At 71.2% G+C, this 25,449-nt stretch carries 35 protein-coding genes and 9 pseudogenes; 14 read left to right on the top strand and 30 right to left on the bottom strand.

What is annotated here, in order from left to right; translation table 11 throughout:
* From U6N30_RS19935 to U6N30_RS19905, 7 genes are all read right to left on the bottom strand, one after another.
* Positions 1 to 771, bottom strand: a complete 771-nt coding sequence (locus U6N30_RS19935) for a mandelate racemase/muconate lactonizing enzyme family protein (protein WP_324278390.1) — start codon at positions 769 to 771, stop codon at positions 1 to 3.
* Complete coding sequence (locus tag U6N30_RS19930; protein WP_324273648.1) at positions 699 to 1,076, bottom strand: hypothetical protein; 378 nt, start codon at positions 1,074 to 1,076, stop codon at positions 699 to 701. The genes U6N30_RS19935 and U6N30_RS19930 overlap by 73 nt, the downstream gene beginning before the upstream one ends.
* A 68-nt stretch (positions 1,077 to 1,144) precedes the next feature.
* On the bottom strand, positions 1,145 to 1,276 hold the full coding sequence (locus U6N30_RS19925) for a hypothetical protein (RefSeq protein WP_324273647.1): 132 nt from the start codon (positions 1,274 to 1,276) through the stop codon (positions 1,145 to 1,147).
* Positions 1,273 to 1,584, bottom strand: coding sequence for a hypothetical protein (locus U6N30_RS19920; protein ID WP_324273646.1), 312 nt, complete (start codon positions 1,582 to 1,584; stop codon positions 1,273 to 1,275). The genes U6N30_RS19925 and U6N30_RS19920 overlap by 4 nt, the downstream gene beginning before the upstream one ends.
* A complete protein-coding gene (locus U6N30_RS19915; protein ID WP_324273645.1) occupies positions 1,578 to 2,657 on the bottom strand; it encodes an ABC transporter permease in 1,080 nt (359 codons plus the stop codon). Before U6N30_RS19915 ends, U6N30_RS19920 begins: the two co-directional genes overlap by 7 nt.
* Positions 2,658 to 2,880: 223 nt before the next feature.
* The gene (locus U6N30_RS19910) at positions 2,881 to 3,075 is read right to left on the bottom strand and encodes a hypothetical protein (RefSeq protein ID WP_324273644.1); all 195 of its coding nucleotides are present in this window, start codon (positions 3,073 to 3,075) and stop codon (positions 2,881 to 2,883) included.
* On the bottom strand, positions 3,060 to 3,569 hold the full coding sequence (locus U6N30_RS19905; protein ID WP_324273643.1) for a substrate-binding domain-containing protein: 510 nt from the start codon (positions 3,567 to 3,569) through the stop codon (positions 3,060 to 3,062). The genes U6N30_RS19910 and U6N30_RS19905 overlap by 16 nt, the downstream gene beginning before the upstream one ends.
* 125 nt (positions 3,570 to 3,694) lie before the next feature.
* Between U6N30_RS19905 and U6N30_RS19900 the strand changes: the two genes are divergently transcribed.
* Positions 3,695 to 3,967 carry a hypothetical protein gene (locus tag U6N30_RS19900; RefSeq protein ID WP_324273642.1) on the top strand — a complete coding sequence of 91 codons (273 nt, stop codon included), beginning with the start codon at positions 3,695 to 3,697 and terminating at the stop codon, positions 3,965 to 3,967.
* 198 nt (positions 3,968 to 4,165) lie between these two features.
* Here U6N30_RS19900 and U6N30_RS34275 read toward each other — a convergent pair.
* Together U6N30_RS34275 and U6N30_RS34270 are read right to left on the bottom strand one after the other, a co-directional pair.
* Positions 4,166 to 4,282: pseudogene (locus U6N30_RS34275) on the bottom strand (TOBE domain-containing protein); the annotation flags it as partial.
* A gap of 389 nt (positions 4,283 to 4,671) precedes the next feature.
* Positions 4,672 to 5,118: pseudogene (locus U6N30_RS34270) on the bottom strand (ABC transporter ATP-binding protein); the annotation flags it as partial.
* Between the two features lie 188 nt (positions 5,119 to 5,306).
* Here U6N30_RS34270 and U6N30_RS19890 point away from each other — a divergent pair.
* Positions 5,307 to 6,071 carry an IclR family transcriptional regulator gene (locus U6N30_RS19890; RefSeq protein ID WP_324273640.1) on the top strand — a complete coding sequence of 255 codons (765 nt, stop codon included), beginning with the start codon at positions 5,307 to 5,309 and terminating at the stop codon, positions 6,069 to 6,071.
* Between the two features lie 97 nt (positions 6,072 to 6,168).
* A pseudogene (locus tag U6N30_RS19885) lies at positions 6,169 to 6,735 on the top strand (aspartate racemase/maleate isomerase family protein); the annotation flags it as partial.
* A gap of 65 nt (positions 6,736 to 6,800) precedes the next feature.
* On the opposite strand, the gene U6N30_RS19880 reads toward U6N30_RS19885, so the two are convergent.
* From U6N30_RS19880 to U6N30_RS19850, 9 genes and pseudogenes are all read right to left on the bottom strand, one after another.
* A complete protein-coding gene (locus U6N30_RS19880; protein WP_324273639.1) occupies positions 6,801 to 8,087 on the bottom strand; it encodes an alpha-hydroxy acid oxidase in 1,287 nt (428 codons plus the stop codon).
* Positions 8,084 to 8,542 (bottom strand): annotated as a pseudogene (locus tag U6N30_RS34265) (FCD domain-containing protein); the annotation flags it as partial. The gene U6N30_RS19880 and the pseudogene U6N30_RS34265, both read right to left, overlap by 4 nt.
* 98 nt (positions 8,543 to 8,640) lie before the next feature.
* A pseudogene (locus U6N30_RS34260) lies at positions 8,641 to 8,730 on the bottom strand (GntR family transcriptional regulator); the annotation flags it as partial.
* 214 nt (positions 8,731 to 8,944) lie between these two features.
* Positions 8,945 to 9,403, bottom strand: a pseudogene (locus U6N30_RS34255) (DUF6537 domain-containing protein); the annotation flags it as partial.
* A complete protein-coding gene (locus tag U6N30_RS19870) occupies positions 9,340 to 9,624 on the bottom strand; it encodes a hypothetical protein (RefSeq protein ID WP_324273637.1) in 285 nt (94 codons plus the stop codon). The gene U6N30_RS19870 and the pseudogene U6N30_RS34255, both read right to left, overlap by 64 nt.
* A 53-nt stretch (positions 9,625 to 9,677) precedes the next feature.
* A complete protein-coding gene (locus U6N30_RS19865) occupies positions 9,678 to 9,923 on the bottom strand; it encodes a hypothetical protein (RefSeq protein WP_324273636.1) in 246 nt (81 codons plus the stop codon).
* Positions 9,920 to 10,606, bottom strand: a complete 687-nt coding sequence (locus tag U6N30_RS19860) for a 2-oxoacid:acceptor oxidoreductase family protein (protein WP_324273635.1) — start codon at positions 10,604 to 10,606, stop codon at positions 9,920 to 9,922. The genes U6N30_RS19865 and U6N30_RS19860 overlap by 4 nt, the downstream gene beginning before the upstream one ends.
* A complete protein-coding gene (locus U6N30_RS19855) occupies positions 10,564 to 11,214 on the bottom strand; it encodes a hypothetical protein (protein ID WP_324273634.1) in 651 nt (216 codons plus the stop codon). The genes U6N30_RS19860 and U6N30_RS19855 overlap by 43 nt, the downstream gene beginning before the upstream one ends.
* Positions 11,172 to 11,378 carry a hypothetical protein gene (locus U6N30_RS19850; protein WP_324273633.1) on the bottom strand — a complete coding sequence of 69 codons (207 nt, stop codon included), beginning with the start codon at positions 11,376 to 11,378 and terminating at the stop codon, positions 11,172 to 11,174. Before U6N30_RS19850 ends, U6N30_RS19855 begins: the two co-directional genes overlap by 43 nt.
* A gap of 345 nt (positions 11,379 to 11,723) precedes the next feature.
* Between U6N30_RS19850 and U6N30_RS19845 the strand changes: the two genes are divergently transcribed.
* The 5 genes from U6N30_RS19845 (at position 11,724) to U6N30_RS19825 (ending at position 14,315) form a co-directional block, all read left to right on the top strand.
* Positions 11,724 to 11,882 carry a hypothetical protein gene (locus tag U6N30_RS19845; RefSeq protein WP_324273632.1) on the top strand — a complete coding sequence of 53 codons (159 nt, stop codon included), beginning with the start codon at positions 11,724 to 11,726 and terminating at the stop codon, positions 11,880 to 11,882.
* Between the two features lie 15 nt (positions 11,883 to 11,897).
* Positions 11,898 to 12,185, top strand: coding sequence for a hypothetical protein (locus U6N30_RS19840; protein WP_324273631.1), 288 nt, complete (start codon positions 11,898 to 11,900; stop codon positions 12,183 to 12,185).
* A 362-nt stretch (positions 12,186 to 12,547) separates the two neighbouring features.
* The gene (locus tag U6N30_RS19835; RefSeq protein ID WP_324273630.1) at positions 12,548 to 13,435 is read left to right on the top strand and encodes an SGNH/GDSL hydrolase family protein; all 888 of its coding nucleotides are present in this window, start codon (positions 12,548 to 12,550) and stop codon (positions 13,433 to 13,435) included.
* Positions 13,436 to 13,509: 74 nt separating this feature from the next.
* Positions 13,510 to 14,121 (top strand): fibronectin type III domain-containing protein, encoded by a 612-nt coding sequence (locus U6N30_RS19830; RefSeq protein WP_324273629.1) that lies wholly within the window; start codon positions 13,510 to 13,512, stop codon positions 14,119 to 14,121.
* The gene (locus U6N30_RS19825) at positions 14,118 to 14,315 is read left to right on the top strand and encodes a hypothetical protein (RefSeq protein WP_324273628.1); all 198 of its coding nucleotides are present in this window, start codon (positions 14,118 to 14,120) and stop codon (positions 14,313 to 14,315) included. Before U6N30_RS19830 ends, U6N30_RS19825 begins: the two co-directional genes overlap by 4 nt.
* A 906-nt stretch (positions 14,316 to 15,221) precedes the next feature.
* Here the strand turns inward: U6N30_RS19825 and U6N30_RS19820 are convergent.
* From U6N30_RS19820 to U6N30_RS19810, 3 genes are all read right to left on the bottom strand, one after another.
* Positions 15,222 to 15,767 carry a hypothetical protein gene (locus U6N30_RS19820; protein WP_324273627.1) on the bottom strand — a complete coding sequence of 182 codons (546 nt, stop codon included), beginning with the start codon at positions 15,765 to 15,767 and terminating at the stop codon, positions 15,222 to 15,224.
* Between the two features lie 131 nt (positions 15,768 to 15,898).
* The gene (locus U6N30_RS19815; RefSeq protein ID WP_324273626.1) at positions 15,899 to 16,075 is read right to left on the bottom strand and encodes a hypothetical protein; all 177 of its coding nucleotides are present in this window, start codon (positions 16,073 to 16,075) and stop codon (positions 15,899 to 15,901) included.
* Positions 16,053 to 17,426 carry a glutathione S-transferase family protein gene (locus U6N30_RS19810; RefSeq protein WP_324273625.1) on the bottom strand — a complete coding sequence of 458 codons (1,374 nt, stop codon included), beginning with the start codon at positions 17,424 to 17,426 and terminating at the stop codon, positions 16,053 to 16,055. Before U6N30_RS19810 ends, U6N30_RS19815 begins: the two co-directional genes overlap by 23 nt.
* Positions 17,427 to 17,539: 113 nt before the next feature.
* Here U6N30_RS19810 and U6N30_RS34250 point away from each other — a divergent pair.
* The 4 genes and pseudogenes from U6N30_RS34250 to U6N30_RS19795 form a co-directional block, all read left to right on the top strand.
* Positions 17,540 to 17,674 (top strand): annotated as a pseudogene (locus U6N30_RS34250) (hypothetical protein); the annotation flags it as partial.
* Between the two features lie 214 nt (positions 17,675 to 17,888).
* Positions 17,889 to 18,170: a hypothetical protein gene (locus U6N30_RS19800; RefSeq protein WP_324273623.1), complete on the top strand. Its 282-nt coding sequence runs from the start codon at positions 17,889 to 17,891 to the stop codon at positions 18,168 to 18,170.
* Positions 18,170 to 18,454 (top strand): annotated as a pseudogene (locus U6N30_RS34245) (alcohol dehydrogenase catalytic domain-containing protein); the annotation flags it as partial. The gene U6N30_RS19800 and the pseudogene U6N30_RS34245, both read left to right, overlap by 1 nt.
* A gap of 197 nt (positions 18,455 to 18,651) precedes the next feature.
* Positions 18,652 to 18,999: pseudogene (locus U6N30_RS19795) on the top strand (zinc-binding dehydrogenase); the annotation flags it as partial.
* Between the two features lie 120 nt (positions 19,000 to 19,119).
* Here the strand turns inward: U6N30_RS19795 and U6N30_RS19790 are convergent.
* From U6N30_RS19790 to U6N30_RS19775, 4 genes are all read right to left on the bottom strand, one after another.
* Positions 19,120 to 19,533, bottom strand: a complete 414-nt coding sequence (locus U6N30_RS19790; protein ID WP_324273622.1) for a hypothetical protein — start codon at positions 19,531 to 19,533, stop codon at positions 19,120 to 19,122.
* Between the two features lie 17 nt (positions 19,534 to 19,550).
* Entirely contained in the window at positions 19,551 to 20,210 is a 660-nt protein-coding gene (locus U6N30_RS19785; protein ID WP_324273621.1) for a restriction endonuclease, read from the bottom strand.
* Positions 20,211 to 20,369: 159 nt separating this feature from the next.
* Positions 20,370 to 21,011, bottom strand: coding sequence for a hemerythrin domain-containing protein (locus U6N30_RS19780; protein ID WP_324273620.1), 642 nt, complete (start codon positions 21,009 to 21,011; stop codon positions 20,370 to 20,372).
* A gap of 391 nt (positions 21,012 to 21,402) precedes the next feature.
* Positions 21,403 to 21,816, bottom strand: coding sequence for a DUF1810 domain-containing protein (locus U6N30_RS19775; protein ID WP_324273619.1), 414 nt, complete (start codon positions 21,814 to 21,816; stop codon positions 21,403 to 21,405).
* A 55-nt stretch (positions 21,817 to 21,871) separates the two neighbouring features.
* Between U6N30_RS19775 and U6N30_RS19770 the strand changes: the two genes are divergently transcribed.
* Positions 21,872 to 22,450, top strand: coding sequence for a TIGR03086 family metal-binding protein (locus U6N30_RS19770; RefSeq protein WP_324273618.1), 579 nt, complete (start codon positions 21,872 to 21,874; stop codon positions 22,448 to 22,450).
* Here the strand turns inward: U6N30_RS19770 and U6N30_RS19765 are convergent, their stop codons facing one another.
* From U6N30_RS19765 to U6N30_RS19755, 3 genes are all read right to left on the bottom strand, one after another.
* Positions 22,451 to 22,687 carry a hypothetical protein gene (locus U6N30_RS19765; RefSeq protein WP_324273617.1) on the bottom strand — a complete coding sequence of 79 codons (237 nt, stop codon included), beginning with the start codon at positions 22,685 to 22,687 and terminating at the stop codon, positions 22,451 to 22,453. It abuts the gene before it with no gap.
* On the bottom strand, positions 22,636 to 23,070 hold the full coding sequence (locus U6N30_RS19760; protein WP_324273616.1) for a hypothetical protein: 435 nt from the start codon (positions 23,068 to 23,070) through the stop codon (positions 22,636 to 22,638). Before U6N30_RS19760 ends, U6N30_RS19765 begins: the two co-directional genes overlap by 52 nt.
* A gap of 100 nt (positions 23,071 to 23,170) precedes the next feature.
* Complete coding sequence (locus U6N30_RS19755; RefSeq protein ID WP_324273615.1) at positions 23,171 to 23,935, bottom strand: DUF6308 family protein; 765 nt, start codon at positions 23,933 to 23,935, stop codon at positions 23,171 to 23,173.
* A gap of 186 nt (positions 23,936 to 24,121) precedes the next feature.
* On the opposite strand from U6N30_RS19755, the gene U6N30_RS19750 reads away from it, so the two are divergent.
* Complete coding sequence (locus U6N30_RS19750; protein WP_324273614.1) at positions 24,122 to 24,394, top strand: hypothetical protein; 273 nt, start codon at positions 24,122 to 24,124, stop codon at positions 24,392 to 24,394.
* 47 nt (positions 24,395 to 24,441) lie between these two features.
* On the opposite strand, the gene U6N30_RS19745 is transcribed toward U6N30_RS19750, so the two are convergent.
* Together U6N30_RS19745 and U6N30_RS19740 are read right to left on the bottom strand one after the other, a co-directional pair.
* The gene (locus U6N30_RS19745; protein ID WP_324273613.1) at positions 24,442 to 24,714 is read right to left on the bottom strand and encodes a hypothetical protein; all 273 of its coding nucleotides are present in this window, start codon (positions 24,712 to 24,714) and stop codon (positions 24,442 to 24,444) included.
* A 199-nt stretch (positions 24,715 to 24,913) separates the two neighbouring features.
* Complete coding sequence (locus U6N30_RS19740) at positions 24,914 to 25,273, bottom strand: hypothetical protein (protein WP_324273612.1); 360 nt, start codon at positions 25,271 to 25,273, stop codon at positions 24,914 to 24,916.
* Positions 25,274 to 25,449: the final 176 nt, after the last annotated feature.

Genomic DNA, 25,449 nt, shown 5'->3' with positions numbered 1-25,449 from the left:
TCATGCGGTCCGGTACCGGTTCCAGGTCGCGTCGGTGAACTGGACGCCGTGACCGGGGCGGTCGGGCACGAGGATGTGGCCGTCCGCGTGCTCGAGCGGCGTCTCGATGAACTCGTCCAGGAATGGGAAGTACTCGAGGTAGGTCGTGTTCTTCAGCGCGGCCGCGAGGTGGATGTGCAGCTCGCTCATGAAGTGTGGGGCGAAGCCGAGGCCGTGGGCCGCCGCCAGCTCACCGATGCGGATGCCCTCGGTGTAGCCGCCCACCATGCAGATGTTGGGCTGCAGCACGTCCAGCGCCTGCGCGTTCACGAACGGCACGAACTCCCGGCTGCTGCACAGGTGCTCCCCGCCGACGATCGGCATCGGCAGGGCGCGGGCCAGCCGCTGGTGGGCGTCGACGTCGTCGCTGATCACCGGCTCCTCGAACCAGTAGATGTCGAAGTCGGCGAGCTTGTTCCCCAGCCAGAGCGCGGTCGGCAGGTCGAGCCGCTCGTTGGCGTCGCACATGATCCGGACGCCGTCCCCGAGGGCGCGCCGCACCTCCCGCACCCGCTCGACGTCGGCCGCCGGGTCCACTCCGACGCGCACCTTGACCGCCGAGAAACCGTCGGCGACGTAGCCGGCCGACAGCTCGACGAGCTCCTCGACGCCGAGAAGCGGTGACCCCTTGCCCGACCCGTAGGCGGGAACGCGATCGGTCACCTGTCCCAGCTCCTGGGCCAGGGAGTGCCCGTTGCCGCGGGCCCGCAGGTCCCACAGCGCGATGTCGATCGCGGCGATCGCGAAGGAGTTGACGCCACGGCCCAGGCGGTGGGTGATCCACCACAGCTCGTGCCAGATCTTCTTGCCGTCGTACACCTGCCGGCCCTGCACGCGGGGAGGAGCACGTCGTCGAGGAGGGCCTTGACCGCGACGCCGCCACCGAAGTCGGTCACGAACGCGAAGCCGGTGCCGGTCTGGCCGGTGTCGGTGTGGAGGGTGACGCCGATGAGCTCGTGGTGAGCGTCGTCGAAGTCACGGCTGGTCCGCACGAACGGCAGGCGCAGGATCCAGGACTCGGTCTTGATGATGTGCACGGGCGAAATTTCCTCTCTCGAGGGCACGCGTGGATGCGACCCGAAGGTGTGGTGCTCAGTGGGCTGAGTTAATGGGCAACGCGCACACCGAGCAGCCGGCGGGCGATCAGCACCACGCCGAGGTTGATGACGAGCATGACGACGGAGAGTGCGCCCATGAGCTGGAACTGCGACTCCGACGCCAGGTTGTAGAGGATCACCGGGGCGACGTTGTTGGACCCCGTGTAGAGGAAGATCGAGACGTCGAGCTCGCGGAAGAGCAGGACGAAGTTGAGCACCCCGATCGAGAGGATCGGCCCCGCAGCAGCGGGATCGTGACCCGCCGCATGGACTCGCTCCAGGACGCGCCCAGGACCCTGGCCGCTTCCTCGGTCTCCACGTTGACCTGCTTGAAGCCGGCATGCACGTAGGTGAACGACTGCGGCACGACCCGGATGAGGTAGGCCAGCAGCATGATCGTGAGCGTGCCGCCCAGCCAGTACGGGGAGCCGCTGTAGGCGATCACCATGGCGATGCCGAGGATGGCCCCGGGAAGGCCAGCGGAGCCAGCATGAATGGCTGGATGAACGGGCGCAGCCGGGTGCGGCTGCGCTCGAGGAGCCAGACCGCCAGGACCGCCACGATGAGGCTCGCCAGCGTGGCCACCAGGGCGATCCACAGACTGTTCCAGAACGACTCCAGGATGGCGGGCCGTTCCACGAGCGCCGTGTAGTTGTCGAACAGCACCAGGTTGTCCCAGGTGAGCGGAAGTCCCACCGCCTTGCGGAACGAGGTCAGCAACAGGACGCCGAACGGCAGCACGATGCTGAAGAGCAGGACCACGAAGCCGAAGAACCACGCCGCCCAGCGCCACACGCCGAGGTGGACCGTGCGCTTCTGGCCGGGCTTGCCGCCCACGGTCGTGTAGGCCCGCCGTCCGTACAGCTTGCGCTGGAGGTACAGGAGGACGCCGAGCGCGAACAGGACGGGAAGGCCCAGGACGGCCGCGTACTCGATCCGCGGCGGGAACGTCATCAGCTCCAGCATGGCGGTGGGGATCGTCTGGAACCCCACCGGCCCGCCGAGCAGCGCGACCGGCCCGAAGATGACGAACGCGCTGATGAAGACCAGCAGGCTGCCGGAGAAGATCGGCGGCAGCATCAGCGGCAGCGTCACCTTCCGGAGGGTGTGCCCCCGCGTGGCCCCTGCCGACTCCGCGGCCTCCTCCAGCCGGCTGTCCATGTTGTCCAGCGCGTCGGTGACGGGCAGGAAGATCAGCGGGTAGAGGAAGAGAGTCAGCACCAGGATGATCCCCTGCGCGCCGAAGATGTCGAACGCCGGCAGCCCGAGCGGAACGAGGATGTACTCGTTCAGCAGGCCCCCGCGTGGCCCGAGCAGCAGGATCCAGCCCATCGCGGCGATGAAGCTCGGCGCCGCGAAGGTGAGCACCGCCACCGATCGGAAGAACTTGCGACCGGGCATGTCCGTGCGGCTCACCAGGAAGGCGAACGGGACCGCGATCAGCAGCGCCCCCACGGTCGTGGCGGTGCCGATCCAGAAGGAGTTGAAGATGGCCTCGAGCACGTCGCCCTGGGAGAGCACCTCGCCGTAGTTGTCGAGACCGCGGGTCCCGGTGTCCGGCAGCTCGAGGCTCTTCCAGAGGAGTGAGCCGACCGGTACGACGACCAGGAAGAAGGTCGCCGCGACCCAGAGCCACGGTGTGAGGGACTCCGCGCCGCGCCAGCGGCTGAATCTGCGCCCGGAGCGGGGCGGGGATGAGTCCCCGCCCCGCGGGGCGGGGAATCCGTCAGGACTCCCTGCATCGTCAGACCCCCATGGCTTCGGAGAACTTGGCCAGGAGCTCGTCCTTCTGCGCGGACAGCTCCTCGGCCTGGATGACGACCAGGCGGTCCTCGCTGAGCTCCTCGGCGCCCGCGGGCACATCGGCGCCGGTCAGGACGGCGCGGGAGCCGATCCCGGCCTGGATGTTCTGGAACTCCTCGCTCAGCTGGTACTGCACGAGCAGGCGGGCGGCCGCCGGGTGCGGCGAGTCGGCCAGGGGGCGATGAACGAGGTGAGCACGCCGATCTCGCCCTCGGGGTACCCCATGGCCAGCGGCTCGCCGGCGTTGGCCGCGGTGGCGACGTCGGCCTCGATGCCGGGGATGCCGAAATCGGCCTCACCGGTGGCGACCAGCTGGGTGAGCGCCAGGGCGGAGTCCGAGATCAGGGTCTCGCCCTCGCCGAGCGACGGCAGGAACTCCGGGTCGATCTGCTCCATGGCCGCCACGAAGGTCAGGGCTGCGCCGGAGGAGTTGGGGTTGGCGACGGCGAACACGCCGGGCTGTTGGGCCAGGTCCGCCCACGTCGTCGGCAGCGACGCCGGGTCGGACGAGGCCTCGTTGTAGGAGTAGCCCATGGCCGCCCAGGTGAACGGCACGTGCGCCGCGTCCTCCGGCGTCGCCAGTGGCTCGAGGATCTGGTCCCGGTTCTCGAGCTCGGGGTCGGCGAGCACCCCTCCTCGCTCCAGCCGGCCAGGGTCGCCTCGTCGTTGAGGCTGATGACGTCGAACTGCAGCGCCTCGGCCGAGAGCTGGGCCTGCACCTGCTGGGAGATGTCACCCCACTGGCCCGGACGAACGTGACGTCGATGCCGTACTCCTCCTCGAAGCTCTCGGCGAGGAGCTCGACCTGCTCGCGGGTGTGGCCGCCGGCGCCGATGGAGACCTCGCCCTCCTCCTGCGCCGCGGCGATCAGCTCCTCCTGGTCGGTGGGCAGGTCCTCGGCGCTCTGCGACGACGACTCGGGGGCGCTGCACCCGGCGATGGCGGCGACCAGCACCGCGGCCGCGGCGAGTCCGGCCGCGCGCGGGCGGAGGGTGGTACGGGACATGGACGTGTCTCCTCAGGTGTAGGGGAACGTGCGGGAACTGCTCAGGCGGAGGTCAGGGCCCAGATCAGGACGTGGCCAGGCTCGAGAGCTCGGCGCTCTCGGCCGTGGGCGGTGCAGCGAGGACGTCGGCCGGCTCGTCGATCAGGTTGCCGACGCCGCGGTCGACCAGAACGGTCACCCGCGTGCCCCGGTCCATCGGGCGCAGGGTGCGCTGGACGATGCGGACGGGGTCCTGGAGGCCGTCGACGTCGACGATGTAGTGCGTCTCGTCGCCGAGGAACACCGCCTCCCGGACGGTGCCACCGGCTGTCTCGGCGTCCTCCCGCCGGCGCTCGATGCCGATGTCGGGCGGGCGGACGCAGACCAGGACCTTGTCGCCGGTCGCGCGGATGATGTCCGGAGGCGTGTTGACCCCGACGACCTGACCGGTCTCCAGGCGGACGACGACCTCGTCCCCCAGGACTGCACGGTGGCCGGGATGAAGTTCGCGGGCCCCAGCGACAGGGCGACGAAGCGGTTCCGCGGGTTCTGGTAGAGCTGCTCCGGCGGCCCGATCTGCTGGGTCTCGCCGGTCTTGAGTGCGACGATCCGGTCGGCCAGGGCGAGGGCCTCCGTGCGGTCGTGGGTGATGTAGATCATCGTCACGCCCGACTCGCGCTGGATGTTGCGGATGGCCAGGCGCATGTCCTCGCGGAGCCTCGTGTCCAGGTTGGAGAGCGGCTCGTCGAGGAGCAGCACGCGCGGCTGGGTCACCAGCGCGCGGGCCAGTGCGACCCGCTGCTGCTGACCACCGGACAGCTCGTGCGGGTACCGCTTGCCGAGCCCGTCGAGCTGCACCTGCTCCAGGGCCGCCTGCACCCGGCCGGCGATGCTGGCGCGGCCGCCGTCGAGCGTCTTGCGCCGCCGCCGGACGGTCAGGCCGAAGCCGACGTTGTCGTTGACCGTCATGTGCGGCCAGAGCGCGTAGCTCTGGAAGACGACGCCGACCTCGCGCTGGTCGGGCGGGACGAAGGTGCCGGGCCCGGCGACGACGGTGCCGCCGATGGTGATCAGCCCGCTGGTCGGCCGCTCGAAGCCGGCCACCATCCGCAGCGTCGTGGTCTTCCCGCAGCCGCTCGGGCCGAGCAGCACGATCGACTCGCCGGACTCGATGTGCAGGTCGAGGTCGCGCACCGCGAGGGCCTCGCCGAACGCCTTGCAGAGTCCTTCGATCTTCAGGTCGGACAAGCGACGCACCTTTCGGTTTGTGCCGTGACGTGGCACAGTAGTTCGTGACGTGGCACACTTGACCTTACGGTCGAAAGTGACGGAGTCAACAGCCGTCACGTGATCGGTATGAATTCAGTAGAGAGTGGGGTGCGATGCGCGTCGTCGCGACGGCGTTCCAGGTGCTCGAGCAGGTCGCGACCCACCAGCCGGTCGGGGTCAGCGACCTGGCGCGCTCGATGGGCCTGCCGAAGAGCACCATCCAGCGTGCGCTCGTCTCGCTGCACGAGGTGGGCTGGGTCGAACAGGCGCCGGGCGGCGACCGCCGCTGGATGGTGACGACGAGGCTGCTGGTGCTCGCGAGCCGGGCCGGCGGGCTGGACTTGCGCGAGCAGGCCATGCCGGTCATGCGGGAGCTCCTGGCGATGACCGACGAGAACGTCCACCTGGCCATCCGGAGTGGCCGCGACGGCGTCGCGATCATCGAGAAGCTGGACAGCGGCAAGACCGTCCGGCTGTTCGACCCGCTCGGGGTGGTGGCGCCGATCCACGCCAGCTCCAGCGGGAAGGCGATCCTGGCCTGGAGCGACGACAGCGACATCGACCAGCTGCTGGCCGAGTCCCTCGAGCGCTACACCGGGCGGACCGTCGCCGACGGTGACGCGCTGCAGGAGGAGCTCCGGACCATCCGCAAGAACGGGTACGCGGTCAACCGCGGGGAATGGCGCGACGAGGTACGCGGTGTCGCCGCCCCGATCCTGGATGCGCAGGGCCGGGCCCGGGCCGCCATCAGCGTGGCCGTGCCCGCCGCCCGGCTGCCCGAGCGGCGGATCCCTGCGCTCGGCCGCCTGGTCGCCGACACCGTCTCCCGGCTGAGTCTGAGCGACGGGCACGTCGGCGAGACCCGGGCCGGCGCATGACGGGCGTGGACGGACGGCCGACGATCGGGTTGGTCGTGCCGCCCGCGGCAGGAGCTGTACCGGGCGACGCGGCCGTCCTCTACCCTCCGGGGTCGACTTCGTCGCGACCGGGCTGGGGCTGACGGACATGGCCCCCGACGACTACGCGCGGGCCCTCGGCGGCCTGGAGGACGCCGTCGGCCGGCTGGTCGACGCCGGCGCCGATGCGGTCTCGCTGATGGGCACGTCGCTGAGCTTCTACCTCGGCTCCGAGGCGCACGGGGCCCTGCTCGACCGGCTCTGCGGGGCGGCAGGGGAGCGACCGGTCTCGACGATGGCGCTGGCCGTCGTCCGGGCGCTCCGCTCCGTGGGTGCCGAGCGGGTGTGCGTGCTCTCCGCCTACACCGGCACGGTGGCCGGAGCACTCACCAGCTTCCTCGATGGGGCGGGCATCGACGTGGTGTCCGCGGCGCAGCTGGACATCACCGCTATCGACCGGCTGACCGAGGTGCGCACCGACACCCTCGTCGAGCTCGGGAGCAGGCTCCTGGACGAGTTCCCTGCCGCGGAGGCGCTCCTGCTCTCCTGCGGGGGCCTGGACACCCTCGATGCCATCCTGGCGCTCGAGCAGCGCTGGCAGCGCCCCGTCGTCTCCAGCTCCCAGGCCGGGCTCTGGGACGCCGTCCGGCTGATGGCGGACGTCCCCGTTCCCAGCACCCCAGCCGGCTCCTCCGCGGGGAGCGCTGAGGGTCACCGCACGCCGGTGAGCGAGCCATCGGCTCCCAGTGCCTCGGCCGACGGCGCGTCGAGCGCGACCACGCCGGACCGCAACGCGGACACCTCGCGGACGCCCAGCAACTGCATCGTCCGCACGAACTCCTGCCGCAGGAGTGCCAGCGAACGACGCACGCCGGCCTCGCCGCCGGCCATGAGGCCGTACAGGTAGGCGCGTCCGATCAGCACGGCGTCCGCTCCCAGCCCGACGGCGGCCGCGACGTCGGCGCCGCTCCGGATGCTGCCGTCGATGTACAGCTCGGTCGAGTCCTGCAGCCGGTCGCGCACCCGGGGAAGCAGGGTGAGCGGTGCCTGCGTGCGGTCGAGCTGTCGCCCGCCGTGGTTGGACAGGACGATCCCGTCGACGCCGGCGTCGGCGACGCGCACGGCGTCGTCGACCCGCTGGATGCCCTTGACCACGATGGAGCCGGACCAGTTCTCACGGAGCCAGCCGAGGTCGTCGAAGGTGACGGCCGGATCGAACATGCGGGTGATCGTGTCGGCGACGCTGCTCGGTGCGGCGCTCATCGTGGCGAAGGTCAGCGGCCCGCTGGTGAGCATGTTGAGCCACCAGGACGGGTGCATGCCCATGTCCACGATCGTCTTGGCGCGCAGGGTCGGCGGCATGGTGAACCCGTTGCGCTGGTCGCGCAGCCGTCCGCCCGAGACCGGGACGTCGACGGTGAGGATCAGCGTGGTGAAGCCGCTGGCGGCCGCCCGCTGGAGGAGGTCCTTGCCCGCTGCCCGGTCACGCCAGAGGTAGAGCTGGAACCACCGGTCCGCCGTCGGCACCTCGGCGGCGAGTTCTTCGATCGACGTGGTCCCCATCGTCGAGAGCGCGTACGGCAGCCCGGCGTCCCGGGCGGCCCGGCCGACGGCGAGCTCGCCCTCGTGGTGCATGGCCTTGGTCAGTCCGGTGGGTGCCAGCACCACCGGCAGGGCGGCCGGCCGGCCCTGGATGGTCGTGCCGGGATCGGCCGCGCTGACGTCGCGGAGCACGTGCGGGGCGAACTGCACCGCGTCGAGTGCTGCCCGGCTGCGCGCCATGGTCAGCTCCGACTCCGCGCCGCCGTCGACGTACTCGAAGACGGCGCGCGGCGCCCGGCGCCGGGCCAGGGTGCGCAGGTCGTCGATCGAGTAGGCCCGGGCCATGCGCCGCTCGACCGGGCTGCCGGTGGGCCGCTCACCCACCAGCATCGGCTTCAGTTCCGACCACCGCGGCAGCTGCCGTCGTGGTCGGGCGGGGCGGGCGTGCTCGGTCATGCGAGATCTCCGATCAGGTGGCGTGACACCGGTTCCGTGCCCGGTTCCGTGACGTCGGACGGCTGCTCGGGATGGGGCAGGGCGTCCAGGACCGCCTGCCGGCCGGTGTGCAGGTCCTCTTCGAGTGCGGCGACGGCCTGCTCCCCGCCGCAGCGGATCCCGGCGACCAGCCGCGTGTGGAGGGCCGCCAGGCGGCCCGCGGTGAAGTCCGGCCGTACGGTGGAGACGATGTAGCGCAGCTCTTCCTCGCACCGGAGGTACGCCGCCAGGAGTCGGTCGTTCCCGGCGGCGACCATGAGGCTGGTGTGGATGGCCTGGTGGGTCTCCACCACGTCGATCCACGGCGCGTCGTCGGGCAGCGCTTCCAGTGCCTGCGTCGCGGCGACGACGGGGCCGAGGTCGGCACCGTGCTGGAGGGCCAGCCGCAGCGCGCCGACCTCGAGGATCTCGCGGTAGGCGGAGACCTCGTGGACGCGGTCGGGGAGAGCAGCGGGACGACGGCCCCACGGTTGGCGCGGTGGTCCAGCAGCCCGCTGCCGACCAGCATCGCGACGGCCGCCCGGACGGTGTACCGGCCGGCGCTGAAGCGCGCGGCCAGCTCCTCTTCCTTGAGCCGTTCCCCGGGCGGGTAGCGCCCGGACAGGAGCTCCTCCCGCAGCTGGGCCGCGAGCCGACCGGCCGCGTTGCCGGCCTCGGCCTCCCCGCTGGGGGAAGGCCGGCCTGCCCGGTGCGACGGCCGTGTGGTCAGGCACCGGGGTCAGCTTCAGCCGCGGGCGCCGGAGGCCCTCCTGCAGTTCCTCGGCACGCTGCAGGGCGCGGGCGGCGTTGGCGCGCTTGACGTCCTCGTAGCCACGGATCATGTCGGGCAGCTCGGCGATGGCCACCGCGGTGTCCATCGTGCTGGGGCGCAGTTGCTGGGTCGTCTCCTGGAGGAGTTCGCGGTACCACTCGATGAGGGCGCGCTCCTCGCGGCGGGACTCCAGCAGGCGGAAAGGGTCCGCGGCGCTGCCGCGCAACCGGCGGGCGGCCCGGAGCGCGCGGAAGGTGGGCCCGGCCACGGTCTCGGGCACCCGCAGCTTGTGCGGGAAGAACCGCCGGGCGAGCGGTGGCTGGAGGTTGTGCACCAGCTTCACGTCGCCCTCGAACGTCGCCGCGACGTGCTCGGCGAAGTCCGGCTTGAGGTAGAGCCGGGCGACCTCGTACTCGTCCTTGAACGCCATGAGCTTGTAGAGGTAGCGGGTGACCGCCTCGGTCAGGCGGTGTGAACCCGGATCGACCGCTGCCTCGCGGGCGGCGACCCGGAGGACCTCGTCCACGTAGGGGCGGCGTAGGCGCCGTCCTGGTAGTCGACGAGCTCGGGGATGCGCACGGCCAGCAGCCGGCGAATCGGCTCGGGGAGCTGTGCGGCGCGCTGCCACAGCGCCTGGGCCGCCGCCCGGCGGCGGCGGTCGAGCCGCTGCACCCGTCGGCCGAACTCGGTGACCGCATCGGTCTCGGGCGGCGCGATGAGCGCCTCGATCCGCGCCCGGTCGGCCACCCACAGGCGCCCGTGCCGGAACGCCTGCTTGTTGGCCTCGACGGCGACCCCGTTCAGCTCGATCGCGGCCTCGATGGCCGCGGCGGAGAGGGGAGGAGACCGTTCTGGTAGGCGGCACCGAGGGCGACGACGTTGGTCAGCATGTAGTCGCCGAAGACCTCCTCGGCGATCCACCGCGCACGGACCTCGACGACCTCGCGGCAGTAGCTGGCGATGGTCTCCCGGAGACGCTGGGTGTCGACGACGGCGTGGACGTCGCGGACCTGCTCGCCGGTCGGGAACAGATCGGTGTTGGTCACCGCGACGGTGCGCTCGGGAGCGCACCGGTCGAGGTTGGCGGGGAACAGGCGCCGACCTCGTCGAGGGCCAGGTAGAGGTCGGCCTTGCCGACGCCGACCTTGCTGGCCGGTGCGACGGTTCCCGTGGGCATGAGGGTGAGGCTGCTGATGACCGGGCCCCACTTCTGCGCGGCGCCGGTCTGGTCGAAGGAGGTGACCTCGTAGCCGTCGAGGAGACCGGCCACCGACAGGACGCCGTTGAGCGTCAGCACGCCGGTGCCGCCGACCCCGGGCATGTACAGGTTGAACGGCTCGGTGGGTGACGGGACCCGGACCGCCGGCAGCTCGTCGTCGGCGAGTGGCCGGACCGTCTTCTTCGGGTAGCCCTTGCCCTCCTCGGTGAGCACGGTGGTGAACGACGGGCAGTCGCCCTTGACGCAGGAGAAGTCCTGGTTGCACGACGATGTGTGGATGCGGGTCTTGTCACCGAACTCGGTCGGCGTCTTCTGCAGCGACATGCAGTTGCTGGCCGCGCCGCAGTCGCCGCAGTTCTCGCAGACGTCCTCGTTGATGACCACGTACTCGGTCGGGCGGGCGAGCTTGCCGCGCTTCTGCAGCCGGCGCCGCTCGTTGGCGCAGGACTCGTCGTAGACCAGCACGGTCACGCCCGGGACCCGGGAGAGCTCGTCGGCGGTCTCCACCATGCGGTGGGCCGGACGGATCTCGACCCCGGCGCCAGCCGCTCCCGGCGGTACCGCTTGGGCTCCTTGGTCATGACGACGATTCGGGCGACGCCCTCGGACTCCAGGCCCCGGGTCAGGCTGGCCAGCCCGCGGGAGCCGACGGCGTCCTGCGCGCCGGTGTTGGCGACCACGCCGTTGTAGAGCAGCTTGAAGGTGATGGTGGCGCCGGCGGCCACCGCCCAGCGCACGTTGAGGTAGCTCGAGTGGTAGATCGAGCCGTCGCCGATGTGCTGCACCATGTGCTCGCGGTCGGTGTAGCGCGACAACCCGATCCAGGGCAGGCCCTCGCCGCCGTACTGGGTCATGACGTCGATGTGCCGCTCGGGCTGCTCGATCACCGTGTTGAAGCAGTTGCAGCCCGGCGCGCCCATGGCGATCTGCCCGGGCGCGAGCACCGTCGACGTGCTGTGCGGGCAGCCGGAGCAGAAGTTGGGCGTGCGGGCGGCCAGCGCCTCGTAGTTGCGCTTGCGGACTGCGGCGATCTCCTCGTTCCGCGACCGCAGCGGCAGGTCGGGGAGCACCGGCGTCAGCAGCGGGACCAGGCGCTCGGCCACCGAGTCGGCGTCCATCCCGCCCTCGATGGGGAACAGGGGGCGCCGCGCTCGTCCCGCTTGCCGACGACCTGGATGGGCCGGCCCAGGGGCTGCAGGGCGGAGCGGACCTGCTGCTCGAGGAAGTCGCGCTTCTCCTCGACGACGACGACCCGGTCGAGGCCGGCGGCGAACTCCTGCACCCGCTGCTCGTCGAGGGGTAGACCAGGCCGACGTTGAGCATGCGGACACCTGCGGCGCGGAGGTCGTCGTGGCTCAGCCCCAGGTCGACGAGGGCCTGCTCGACGTCGGTGGCCGACTTGCCGGCCGTGATGATTCCGACGGTGTCGGCCGGACCGGAGACGACCGTGCGGTCCAGGCCGTTGGCCCGGGCGTAGGCGCGCACCGCCAGGTGCTTCTCCTGGTAGAGGTGTCGCTCGGTCTCGATGTTCTTGCCGGGGAAGAAGGAGAAGTCGGTGCGCTTGACGAACGGCTTGCCGTCGATGGTCAGGTCGGGGATCACGACCTCGGGTTCGCCGGGGGTGTAGGTGACCGACTGGCCGGCGTCGCAGAGCGCGCTGGTGAGCTTCATGGCCACCCAGCAGCCGGAGTACCGGGACAGCCGGATCGCGTGGATGCCGAAGGAGCGGAACTCCTCGACCGTCGCCGGGTACAAGATCGGGATGCCGGCGGAGACGAAGGCGTAGTCCTGCTGGAAGGGCATGGTCGAGGACTTCGCCTCGTGGTCCTCGCCGGAGAGGATCACCACCGCGCCGTGGGTGGAGGTGCCGGCGAAGTTGCCGTGCTTGAGCGCGTCGCCGCTGCGGTCGACACCGGGGCCCTTGCCGTACCAGATACCGGTCACGCCGTCCCACCGGCTGTGCGGGTGGTCCTCGAGCATCTGGGTGCCCATGTGCGCCGTGGCCGCCTGCTCCTCGTTGCCGGCCGGCACGAAGCTGACGTCGTGGTCGGTCAGCAGATCCGGCACGCGGCTCAGTGCGAGGTCGTAGCTGCCCAGCGGTGACCCCGGATAGCCGCTGATGAACGTGCCGATCCGCAGGCCGGCGGCGCGATCGCGCCGTGCCTGTTCCAGCGGGAAGGCGACCAGTGCCTGCAGGCCGGGGACGAAGTGCTGTCCCGAGTCCTGCGTGAGGCGGTCACCGAGGCTGGCAACGGGACGCGTCGATCGGGTGCTCTGGGTCACATGCAGATTGTGACACAACTTTTGCGTGGGCCGGGACGTCCGCCGGAACCGGACTGTTGTCGTCCGATGCGGACCCGGTTCCTTGCCGTGGGGCGCCGCCGGTGCACCTACTGTTGCGGCCGCCGCACCGACCGCCGGGGTCGTCCGCGGGCGACAGGAGGCACGTGCATGGGTGGCCGGCTGGGTCGGATAGCGGTCGCGCTCGGGGCGGCCGCGGTGCTCACGACGTCGTGCTCGTCGGACGACGCGTCGTCGGAGTCGTCGGCTTCGAGCAGTTCGGCGGCCCCGACCGGTGCGGCAGCGGACGCGGGCGCGTACCTGGCGCTCGGTGACTCGGTGCCGTTCGGCTTTCGGGGTGGCGCGACCGCGGAGTTCTCCGACGCGGGCAACTTCGTCGGCTACCCGGAGCTGGTCGCCGAGGAGCTCGGCCTGGAGGTGCTCAACGCGGCCTGCCCGGGCGAGACGACGGCGAGCTTCCTCGACAGCGCCGCGCAGAGCAACGGCTGCGACAACACACTGACCTCCGGCTTCGGGTACCGGACGGCGTATCCGCTGCACGTGCTCTACGACTCCGTCGACCAGTCGCAGCTCGACTACGCGGTGAGCACGCTCGAGGAGAACGACGACATCGAGCTGGTGACGCTGCAGATCGGCGCCAACGACGCCTTCGTCTGCCAGCAGTCGACGCCGAGCCGGTGCTCGGACCCCGCCGACCTGCACACCCTGGCCCAGACAGTGCAGACCAACCTCGGCACGATCCTGTCCGCGCTCCGCACCGAGGCCGGATACGACGGCCAGATCGTCGTGGTCACGTACTACGCCCTGAACTATGCGGATGCGTTCGGCGCGGCGACGCAGGTTCTCGGTGGCGGGATCGCGCAGGTGGCCGCGGCGGCCGGGGCGGACGTGGCGGACGGCTTCGAGGCGTACCGCGAGCGGGCGAGCGAGGCCGGCGGCGACTCGACCGCGGCCGGGCTGGTACTGCCGAACGACGTGCACCCGACCGAGGAAGGGCAGCGACTGCTGGCCGACGCCGTCCTCGCCGTCGTCGGTTGACGACCACCGGTGCAGCCGTCGGCCGGGGGAACGGTGCCACGCCGGTCGCCGTTGGCCGGTGCATGAGGTCGCGAGTGGTCAGATCGTTCGTGACGCCCGCGGCCGGGGTCGTCCTGCTGCTGTCAGGCTGCGGCGGTTCGGCGGATCCCGCGGCCGGCGCCTCGGAGGTTCTCGCCGCCGAGCAGGTGTTCGTCGACGAGCCGGTCGTGGTGCCCGACGCGTCGGGGACGTCCGCCACGTTGCGCGTCTCGACCGAGTTGGACATGGCTTGCGCCGTCGTCTTCGGACGGGACGAGTCGCTCGGTGACGGCATCGCGACCGACGCGGACATGGGCGGTGGGGCGCACACCGACCATCAGGCGGTCATGGGCGGGCTGCAGCCCGACACCGAGTACTTCTACCGGGTCCAGGGGTCTGGGGCCGACGGCAACCTGTACCGCAGCGAGCTGATGACCTTCCGGACGCCGGCGGCCGATGGCGGTGCCCCTGGCGAGAACGTCGCCAGCGGCGCGGACGTCGCGGACGTCAGCTCCGAGTTCTCCGATGCGTTCGCTGCGGGCAATGCCGTCGACGGCGACCTCACCACGGAGTGGTCGAGTGACGGGGACGGCGACGACGCCTCGATCACGGTCGACCTGGGGCGTCGAGCCGATGTGGTCGGCGGACGCTGCGCAGCCGGTCGATGAGTGACGGCTCGTCCGTCGTCGAGACCTTCACCGTGACCGTCGACGGCGGCGAGACCTACGGGCCGTTCGACGCCGGCACCGCGATCGTGCTGAACGAGGTCGAGTTCACCGGCCAGGTGCTGCAGTTCGACGCCGAACGGACCAGCGGGGGCAATACCGGAGCGGCCGAGATCGAGGTCTACGAGGCGTCCTGACCGCTTGCGTTAGTTGTACGGGTTGGTGAGGACGGGCCGGGCCTGGAGGATGTCGAAGGTGACCGGTGGGCCGTCGGTGGTGGTGGTTCCGGGGACGTCGGCTTCGGCGCTGCCGTCGACGGTGAACGTCGCGCCCCAGGTGACGGTCAGGTAGGCGGTGTAGGTGCCGGACCGGTAGGAGTGCTCGATCGTCTGGTCCGGGTAGGGCCGGCCAGGGTCGGTGGTGACGATCTGACCGGTCGCGTCGCCGGTGTGCCAGGTGAAGCTCTCGGCGGTGGCCTCGATGACGACGCTGAAGCCGCGGATGTCGACCGTGAAGGTCTGCGTCGTGGGGAGTCCGTGTAGAAGATGACCGGCAGCCCGGTGAGGCCGTCACCGGGGGTTGGTGCTGGGTGGTCAAGGTCGGCAGCGGCAACCGCTCGAAGTAGCTGAACACCTCCGCACCCGACGGCGGCGGATTCAGCGGGGTGATGTCAATGCACCCTTGACGCACGGACGTCCAGTTGCCCACCGGATCGCCAGGTTGGAAGCCAATTGGGACCGGGCCGTCGACGGAGGTGAGGTCAGGACGAACTACGGCACGGCGTTGTACAACGAGGTATCGGACGACCCGTCCTGGTTCTTGTGGGCAAGCCTGAAAATCAAAGGGAGAGCAGGTGCCCTCGGTTTCATCCGCGATTGCGCATAGATCTCGAAGGCGCCAGATGTAGTCCGCTGCCTCTTCGGGACTTCCGGCGACGATCGTACCGACCCCTGCCCCTGAGAACTCGACGGTGGCATCCCCGCCTCCGAGTCCAGGAGTAGGGCACCGTTCCAAGTTGCATGCCGCAGCGGCGGTAGCGGAGTCCCCAAGGGCCAGCGCTCCGGCGCCCATGCAGACCAGCAGTGATCGGATCGCGGCGCGTTTCATCCGATGTTGAAGCCCGTCGCGCGCCATACCTTGTCGTCGGGGCTCCACGACAGCGTAATGCCGGAGGGAAGATTCGCTTCCGCCGACAATCCTTCGAGTACAACGCCGTTCCGGTCCACGAGGGCTAGCGCCGATTGGGCAGCCCCGAAGTTGATCGTCGCCACGTCGCCATTCAGGACCGGGCTCGGGACATCATTCAGGGTCAGCTCTCCGCCCTCGAAGCGCTGGCCTTCTGCAGCAGCATCGTCGTAGACCTTGGCGATTCGCAGGCACTCGTCGCATTCGAGGCCGAGATCACGCAGCGGCTGACCCGCTGGGATGGCGCGCTGATGATCGATGAGCTCGATCCAGTAGCGAAGGAACGCCTCGGCACCTGCGGCGTCCTTGGTCCGGGCCTCGTCCGGGACCGGGAAGTCAGCGGGGCCGAGCTGCGGCAGTGCCTCGCTCGTCTCGGCGGCGCTCGACGAGGGCAGGGTGTCGTTCGCTTCCTGCTTCTCCGAACAACCGGTCAGCAGCGCCGTCCCGACCAGGACGCCGGCCACCGCGCGACGCAGCCCCCGAAGATCACGCACAGCGGGAGAGTAGCCAGTCCGAGACCGCATCTCCTCGCTCGCTGTGGACAGTGGGCCGCCCACCGCCGGATCGGGTGAACGGCCACTGCCACGAGCGCGACCTACCGCGACCACACCCACGACGGCGCCTCGACGAGCGGCACGACGCTCCCACCGGCAGCCAGGTACAGGCTCCACGAACCCTCGATCTGGCCGTCGTCCAGCGCCGACCGCAGGCCCTCGGCCCACTCGTCGTCGTCCTCGGTGATCCGGGGATCACCGGGCCGGCAGAGCGCCATGGCGAGATGTCCGTCGCCGCCCAGATGCTCCTCGACGATCGAGTCGTGCACCTGGCGCAGGCCCATGATCATCGCGGGCTCGGGCACGAGTGGGATGTCGTCCACCGGCACGACGACCGGCAGCATGCGGCCGTCGGTGCCGAACCAGGACAGCCACAGGCTGCGAGCGCCGAACACCGGCGGGTCGAGCAGCATGGTCCAGCGGCGGGTCAGCTCGTCGGCGGAGCGGATTGAGACATCGGCGAGCGGGGGTGTCGTCGTCATGCCGAGCACCGTGGCAGCCGTCACGGGACGGCTCAGCGGTTGTCCACAGGCGGTCAGCGGTGCGGGATGCCTCCGGAACCGTGGTCGTCCGGGACCTCCTCGCCCGCGGCCACGGGGCCCGGGGAGTGCCGTCGCCGAACGGCTGGTCGCCGAGCTGGTCGCGGCCGTGCGCCATCAGCCAGCCGGAGGTGTCCGGCCCCGACGGGATGATCTGCGTCGGATTGATGTCGGCGTGGACGACGTAGTAGTGCTCCTTGATCTGCGGGAAGTCGATCGTGTCGCCGAATCCCGGGGTCTGGAACAGGTCGCGCGCATAGGCCCACAGCACCGGCATCTCCGACAGCTTGTGCAGATTGCACTTGAAGTGGCCGTGGTAGACGGGGTCGAACCGCGCCAGCGTCGTGAACAGGCGGACGTCGGCCTCGGTGATCTGCCCACCCATGAGGAAGCGCTGGTGCTCCAGGCGTTCCTCCAGCCACTCCAGTGCGGTGAACAGCCGCTGGAAGGCCTTGTCGTACGCCCGCTGCGAGCCGGAGAACCCGCACCGGTACACGCCGTTGTTGACCTCGGTGTAGACCCGCTGCATCACCTCGTCCATCTCGTCCCGCAGTTGCTCGGGGTAGAGATCGGGCGCGCCGTCGCGGTGGTGGGCGGTCCACTGGGTGGAGAAGTCGAGGGTGATCTGCGGGAAGTCGTTGGTGACGACGCCGCCGCTCGGGACGTCGACGACGGCCGGCACGGTGACGCCGCGGGAGTAGTCGGGGTCGCGGGCGAGGAAGGCCTCCTGCAGCCGCTCGTAGCCGAGCACCGGGTCGCGGCCGCCGGGATCGAGGTCGAACGTCCAACTGCGCTCGTCGTGGGTTGGCCCGCACAGGCCCAGCGAGATCGCCGATTCCAGGCCCAGCAGGCGCCGCACGATGATCGTGCGGTTGGCCCACGGGCAGGCCCGAGCTGCGACGAGGCGGTAGCGCCCCGGCTCGACGGGCCATCGGCTCGACGCGTCGGCGGTGATCCGGTCGGAGAGGTACTGGGAGTCACGCTGGTACTCGGACTCGACGTAGCCGGAACCGCTGTTGTCTTCACTCACTGCTCCACCGTTCCCGATGCCGGTCGGACTCACACCACGGGAGCCATTGCGTTCGGGTAACACGCAGGTCTATCTTTCGCGTGTCAGAGACTCCTTACACGTGATGGAGCGGCATGACACTGGACCGGCCGAGCGGCGACCACCTGGTCGAGATGCTGGCGGCCCTGGCCAACCCCATCCGGCTGCGCATCCTCGCCACCCTCACCGGCGGCCGCGACTACGTGAGCCACCTGGCGCGCGAGATCGGCATCAGCCGGCCGCTGCTGCACATGCACCTGCAGCGGCTCGAGGCCGCCGGTCTCGTCGTCGGAACGCTCGAGCTCTCCGACGACGGCAAGGCCATGAAGTACTTCGAGGTCGCCGACATCGACCTGCACCTCACCGCGGAGTCGCTGGCCGCCGCGGCCGCGACCTCACCCGTCCGGACCCCTCCACGGGGCCGGCAGACAAGGAGAAGCGCCGATGAACGCCGTCGACAGCGGCACCACCTGGCCGGAGGCGGTCCTGATCCTCGGGATCGTCTTCGCGGTCCTGCTCCTGATCGGTGGCGCAGCAGCCACCGTCCTGGAGTCCCGCAAGGCGAAGGTCGCCGCGCAGCAGGACGCCGACCTGCGCCAGCTCGTCGGCCGCTACGAGCAGCTGGCCGAGAAGACCCTCGACGCCCAGCAGCGCACCGCCGCCGACGTCTCCGAACTGCGCTCGCGCACGGCGTCCATCGAGCAGATCCTGCGTACGGTCGACTGATGAAGGCCATCGTGCAGGAGACGTACGGGCCGCCGGAGGTCCTGCGGCTGGGCACCGCCGACGAACCGGCCATCGGCGACGGCGACGTGCTGGTGCAGGTGGCCGCGGCCGGGGTCGACCAGGGCGTCTGGCACCTGGTCGCGGGTCATCCGCGGATGGTCCGGCTCGTCACCGGCGTCCGGAAGCCGCGGAACCCGGTGCCGGGCATGGACGTCGCCGGTGTGGTGACGGCGGTCGGAGCCGGCGCGACCCGCTTCCGGCCCGGGGACGAGGTGTTCGGCAGCGGGACGGGCACCTACGCCGAGTACGCGAAGGTCCCGGAGAAGAACCTGATGCCCAAGCCGGCGAACGTGTCCTTCGTCGAGGCCGCGGCCGTCCCGATCTCCGCGCTCACCGCCCTGCAGGGGCTCCGGAAGGGCACGGTGGCTGCCGGGCAGCGCGTGCTGGTCATCGGTGCCGGTGGGGAGTCGGGTCCTACGCCGTGCAGTTGGCCGTGGCGGCCGGCGCAGACGTCACCGGGATCTGCCGCACGGAGAAGATGGACTTCGTCCGGTCGCTCGGCGCCGACGACGTCCTCGACTACACCCGCGAGCAGATCACCGACGGCGGACGGCGCTACGACCTCATCCTGGACACCGGCGGCAACCGCACCCTCCGCGAGCTCCGCCGTGCCCTCACTCCCCGCGGCACGCTGGTGATCGTCGGGGCCGAGGTCGGCGGCTTCATGGCAGGTCTCGGCCGGTTGCCCAGGGCACTCCTGCTCAACGCGTTCATCACGCAGAAGCTGCGCGTCTTCACGTCCACGTCGAACCCCGCGGACCTGCACACGCTGGCGGACCACCTCGCCGACGGGACGGTGCGCCCGCCGGTCGACCGCACCTTCCCCTGGCCGACGCCGGCGCCGCGATCCGGTACATGCGCGACGGCAAGGCCAAGGGCAAGGTCGTGCTCACTGTCTGACGTGAGCGACGAGCTCGAGGAGTCGGTTGTGGCTGGTGGCGGTGAGGTATCGCCAGCTGAAGAAGAGCGCGAACACCGACCAGAGAGCGGCGGCCGCGATGGACCCCTCGGGGGTGTCGGTCGCAGCCTCGTGAACGTTGATCGCTACTACCCCGAGACAGAGGAGCGCTGCCACGAGCCGCAGCGCGGCGAAACGTCGCTTTGGCAGATCCGCGTGGGCGACCCTGGTGCGTTGGGCGGTCGAAGCCTTGCAGGTCCATGCGCCGCCGGACTGCGGGGCCGGCACGCGTTGGGACTCCGTGACGACCCGTGCGGTGCGACGCCGCGCTGCCTCGGCGCGCTCGTCAGCAGCGCGGCGCGCTTCGGCGAAGGCGCGAGCATCGGCGGCGCGGCTCTCCTCCACGGGTCGGGCGTCCGTCGTCAATCGGACTCCCACGACCTTTGGGCGCCTTCCTCGGGGCGGCGCCGCCCCGCTGAGTCGCGACCGGTAGCGGCGACCCTTTCGGTGGGTGGCTCCGGTTCTGACGCCTGTCGGGTCCGGGCGGCATCGGCTACCCCGGCACGACGGGCGACGGCTTCTCGCTCCACGGCGGCACGGCGCTCCGCGGCCCTTTGTGCCGTTGCGCGTTGTTCCTCGGCGGCCCGGGTCTCCGCAGCGGCAGCCTCCTCGCGCGCCCGCACCACGGCGGCTTCGCGTTCCTCCACGTTCCGGAGAAGGATCCGCGCTGCGCTGCTCACCGGCGTCATCTCGCCGCTCATCGCGTACTCGAAGAGGGCGATCCGCTCCCTGTCCGCGTACTCGACCGCGGGCTTGGTGAATCCGATTCCGGTGAAAAATAGGATGGCTCGGTTGTTCGCGGAGCCCCGTGCGCCGGCGAGCCGCTGCACGTCCGGGCGCCCGACCTGTGCCGCCTTGAACTTCACCTGGGCGATGGCCGTGGTCGCGAGCACGTCGATGCCGCCGTCGGCCCCCGTAGGGGTGACTCTGGCGTCGGCAAAGCCCCACCAGCGCATCCAGGCGGCCGCGTTCTCTTCGGCCTGCTGCCAGGTCTTGATGTGGACCTCTGGTGGTAGCGGCACTGAATCTCCCTGGACTCCGACGTTCGCCGCGGATGGTAGGTCGGCGTGTCGAAGGGTTTTGGGAGGTACCCACTTGCGGCGTGACTCCTCCGTCCGGAGGGGTTCATGGGTTGGGTGAGGCCGGTCTGGGTCGACGGGATACCGAATCCAACGGTTGGCTCAGGCCGCCGGCGGGGCGCCGCGCAGCCGGACGACGGCGGCGCGGTAGTTGCGGCGGCCGACGACCCGCCACGCGGTGCGGGTGGCCGGGGCGAGCCCGGCGAGCAGGCGGGCCCGGTCGATGGCGCACGCGTCCTCGAGCGCGAGGCCCAGGAAGAGCAGCTGCTCGCGGCCGGACAGGGTCGTCGTCGCCACCCGGCTGACCGTCGTCCACTCGGCGTCGGTGAGGTACTGCCCGACGAGCGGCAGCAGGTCGCGCTCCTCGGCGGTGAGGTGCGCGTCCACGTTGTCGGCCACCCGGGCGCACGCGCGGGCGAAGGCGTTGCGCGAGGGCGGCGTCGCGGCGACCGCCCACTGGCGGGCCACGGTGGAGAGGTCGCGCAGCATGTGGTCGAGGAGGGCGGCCCGGCTGGTCCAGTACGCGACGGCGTCACGGGCCGCGTTCTCCTCGCGCGCCGGGAGCCCGCGGAAGAGCGCCGGCCAGAGCAGCTCGCGCTCGGTGGTGTGGTGCTGGAGCAGGACCCGGGCGAGCAGGGCGGCGTGCCCGGTGAGGTCGGCGGCCCGGCCGGCGTCGTCGGCCGGCGCCCAGCTCGCGAGCTCGGCCAGCATCCGGAACTCGCGGCGCACCGCCTGGTGCAGCACCCGCTGGTAGGCGATGGCGGGGAGCGGCGCGGGGTGTTCTCGGCGGACGTCCGGGGTGACGGGATGAGCGGGCGGGTGAGGACGGCGGTCATCGGGGCACCTCGGACTTCGGCTGGTTCGGACGCGTTCACGTTAGGAAGAGACGTGTCCCGGCCGACAGGTACAGCTGTCCCGCACTTCCTGGGACTCTTCCCGCACGCAGCCCGTACAACTCGGGTGCCGGGCACGTCAGCCGGGTGGTGCTGACGGCGTCGTCCGTCTACGGCCGGGGCCCGCGCAGCCCGAGCCGGGCCATGGCGATCGCGCCGGCGAGCCCTTCCGCGTACCCCGAGGTGTCGAGCAGGCCGCCGTGCCCGGCCACAGCGGCGACTCGCGTTCCGACGAGGCTGGACTAGAGCCGGCCGACCGTCGCGTCGTCCTCGATGCCGCCGAACCAGTGGTCGAGCACCTCGCGGAACACCGGCTGGGCCGGGTCGGCGTGCGCGAACAGCGTCATCGACGAGCGCAGCTTCATCGCGTCGACCGGCCCGAAGACGCGCTCCGGATCGGTGGTGTCGAGGGCGGTGAGCGCCCGTGCGCACTCGACCAGCCGGCGGCCCAGCGTGGGGTGGGCCAGGTAGGCGCGGGCCTCGTCGAGCCCGGAGACGGCGAACCGCTGCGCCATCCCGCTGCGGCCGAGCCCGGCGACCTGCGGGAACACGAACCACATCCAGTGCGTGCGCTTCTCGCCGGCACGCAGCTCGGCCAGCGCCTGGTCGTAGGTGTGCGCCTGGGCGTCGAGGAACCGCTGGAGGTCGAAGGTCACGCGGACGAGCCTCGCACCCGCGATGACTTCGGGACGGCGGGACCGTCTGACCTGCATGCAGACGACGACGCTCGACCTCGGACCCCAGGCCGCCGAGACGTCCCGCATCGTGGCCGGGGTCCGGGACGACCAGCTGTGCCATCCGACCCCGTGCCCCGACATGAACGTGGCCGCGTTGCTCGACCACCTGGTCGGGCTGACGGTCGCCTTCCGGCTGGCCGCGGAGAAGACGGCGTTCGACGGCGGACCGTCGGCGGACGCGGAGCATCTCGCGCCCGACTGGCGTACCCGGCTGCCCGAGCAGCTCGCGGCCCTGGCCGCCGCCTGGCGCGAGCCCAGCGCGTGGGAGGGCGAGGCCGAGGTCGCCGGGGTGCGGATGCCGGCGACCGCGATGGCCGCGGTCGCCCTGGACGAAGTGCTGGTGCACGGCTGGGACCTCGCCGTCGCCACCGGGCAGCCCTACCGGCCCGACCCCGTCGCCGTGCAGGCCTGCCGGGAGATGATCGGTGACCGCACCGATGCCACCGACGAGCCGGACGGCCTGTTCGGACCCGTTTTCCCGGTGCCCGCGGACGCCCCTGACCTCGACCGGCTGCTCGGCCAGACCGGCCGCGATCCCGGCTGGTCGGCCTGATCAGACCGTCTCGGGTACCCGCAGGTGGGCGAGCGCGAGGCCGAACTCGGCCACATCGGTGATCGAGCCGCCCAGCTGCCGTGCGAAGTCTTCGCGCAGCGACTGAGCCATGCCGGTCGCGGCGTGCATGGCGGCACGGCTCTCGTGCACCACCGCCGCCGCGGTCCGCCCGGTCTCGCCATCGGTCAGGACGCTGAGGCTGCAGAAGCCGGGCAGGTCCTCGATCTGCAGCAGCACGGTCGTCCGGACGACGTCCGCGATGCGCTCGACGTCGGCCGGTTCGCCCTGGAGCCAGGTGACCTCGCACAGGCGCCGTCGGGCGCGTAGTGCAGCCGGTGCAGCACCGCGATCTCCCACTCCTGCACCTCCGCGCGGCCGCCGAGGATGTCCGCGTACCGCAGCCGCAGCGCGTGCAACGGCGACTCGCTGTCGTGCATGGCCTCCTCGGTCGCCCAGGAGGTCGTGGCGATGCACCGGCCGCCGGCGCGGTCGCTCAGCAAGGACAGGCCGACGAAGCCGTCCAGTCCGTACAGCGCCGGCATCACCTTGTCGCGGAGGTAGGCCACCGCATCCTCGACGGACGTCGGCCGTCCGGGCACCGTGGTCGATCGGGCGTACATGCCACCACTCCTCTGCGGAGCCGGCGGTGACGGCGCTGCTGCGTCACCGAGGAGCACTGTGCCCGCCGTGCCGCCGGAAGGGCAACGATGTGCTGCGCGGTCAGACCGGCCGCGACCCCGCCTGGAGGGCCTGGCCGAGCGCCACCGCGTGGGTCAGCCGCAGGCTGCCGCTGAGCCACAGAAGGACGTCGTGCAGCCGGAGGAGGGTCAGCGGCGTATCGCCGTCCAGCAGCCCGGCGGCCGCCTCGGCCAGCACGGCGAAGGCGGCCCGGTTGGCCCGCAGTTCCCGGTGGATCACCGCCTCGACGCCGCTGTCTCCCTCGCGCACGTGCGGGAACAGCTGCCAGCGGGTGGTGCGGCTCAGCAGCGGGAACAGCGACGGACGACGGTGGTGCAGTGCTGCGGTGACGTGCTGCGCCGAGACCCCCGGGACGTCGGAACAGTGCTGCCAGATCCGGCGCAGCCCCGCGCCCACGGTCCCGGGCTCGGCGAGGACGGAGAACTCGTCGTCCGGGAGCTCGACGAACGGCCGGCCGGCGGCCCGGTCGGCGGTGGCGTCCGCCAGCGGCGCGACGTCGTCCAGCACCGCCTTCATCGCCGCCCAGGACTCGGGGTCCAGCCGGCCGTGCAGCCCCTCGGCGGTGAGGATGTCGGGCTCGCCGAGTGGCTCGGCCGAGCCCATCCGCCGGTCGAACCGGTCGTAGGCGAAGGCGGGGATGTCCACCCACCGGCCGGTGCGGGCGTTGGGTGCGCGGTAGTGGAAGGGCCGCCGTCCCCGGGCGTAGCCCAGGACGGCAGCCAAGGCCACGCCGACGGGCAGCGGGTCGGGACCGGCGCTGGGCAGGACGAGCTCGCCGTCGTCCACCGCTGCCCCTCCTCGACGACCTCCATCGTGGCAGCCGATCGGGGAGAACGGGTCAGGAGGCGGGGCTCGCGTGCCGGTCGCCCTCGCTCCGGCCCAGATGTCGATGCGGTGTCATTCGTCGCCGTTCCGCATCCCGATGAGGCTCCGGGGCAGGCAGGAGCAGGACACGATGCCCGAGGAGGAGCCATGAACAGGACACGACGGATGGTCGCCGGGGCCGCCCTGGCCATCGGGCTGGGCCTGACCGGCTGCGGCGACACCGAGCAGATCACCGACGACGACGCGGGGGTCACCGAGGAGGAGTTCGAGTCGGGCGAGGTCGACGGCGGCGAGGAGGACGCGGACTCCGTCGACAAGGGAACCGGCGGCATCGACGACGACGACAACACCGGCGGGGAGGAGGACACACCCGCCGACGACGACGCCGACATCGACGACGAGACCGGCACCGACGGCTGACCTGCCGGCGCCGGCGCCGGCCTCGGGTGAGGCGGGCGCGGCGTCCGTCAGGCGCGGGAGAGCACCGGCCGGGTCTTGGCCCAGGTGAGGAACCGCGTCGCCTGCTGGAGGTCGGCGATGTCGTTGCCGATCAGCGAGCGCAGCAGGTCGTTGCTCCACACGGCCAGCCGCCCGATCGTCCAGGCGACCTTCTCCGCCGGCGGCAGGTCGAGCTCGAAGACCAGCTTGACGATCTCCTTCTTGCCGTCGGTGGGGGCGGAGTACTTGAGGATCGGCAGGAAGCGCCCGGGCTCGACGACGCAGAGCACCTTGGTGAGCAACGGCTCCTTGTTGAACGAGGGAAGCCCACCTTCTTGCCGTCGATCAGCTGGGTGAGCCGGTCCTCCAGGCGCAGGCTCTCGGGGCCGTACAGCAGGAACTCGATCGACTCGCGGACCTTCTGCGCGGCCGTGTCCGCGCCCTGGGTCTTCCACGCGCGGTTGAGGCCGGACATGTTGCCGGCGCCGGCGATCGTGTCGGTCAGGGCGAACTCGAGCAGGTCGTCGGGGTTCGCGTTCGGCAGCCCTCGCGGCTGAACAGCTCCTGGTACTTGGCGCGGTAGTCCTCGACCTCGGGGACGGGGCCGTGCTGGGTCGTCTGGAACTCCGACACCAGCATCGCGACCCGCTCGCGGACGTCGAGGCGCACGTCCAGCGTCGTCGGGAAGCCGGCGTGCAGGGAGTCGATGGTCTGGACGGCGGGACGGCTCGGGTCGCGCCGCGCCTCACCGCGCAGCCACTCGTGGCCGCAGTCCTCGCAGTGGATGAGCAGGCGGCTGTCGGCCTGCGGCGTGCCGTTGATGTCCTCGGAGTTGCACTTCGGACAGGCGATCAGAGGCATGTGGGTCCCGTTCGTTCGGTTGGTCCGTGCACGAGCACCGGCCGGCCCAGCCGCGCCTCGGTGTCGTCGAGGCCATCGGGAGAACGGCGAGCCCTCGCTGGGGCGCGTCGCCGTCGGTCAGATGGCTAGAGCTTCCCATGCCGGGCGCGAGGGACGGTTCGACCGCGAGGTCCGTC

Source organism: Blastococcus brunescens (assembly GCF_035320885.1).
In the GTDB taxonomy this organism is placed as follows: Bacteria; Actinomycetota; Actinomycetes; order Mycobacteriales; family Geodermatophilaceae; genus Blastococcus_B; species Blastococcus_B brunescens.
Note: the sequence above shows the minus strand (reverse complement) of the source record. Positions and strands in the feature narration are given on the sequence as shown.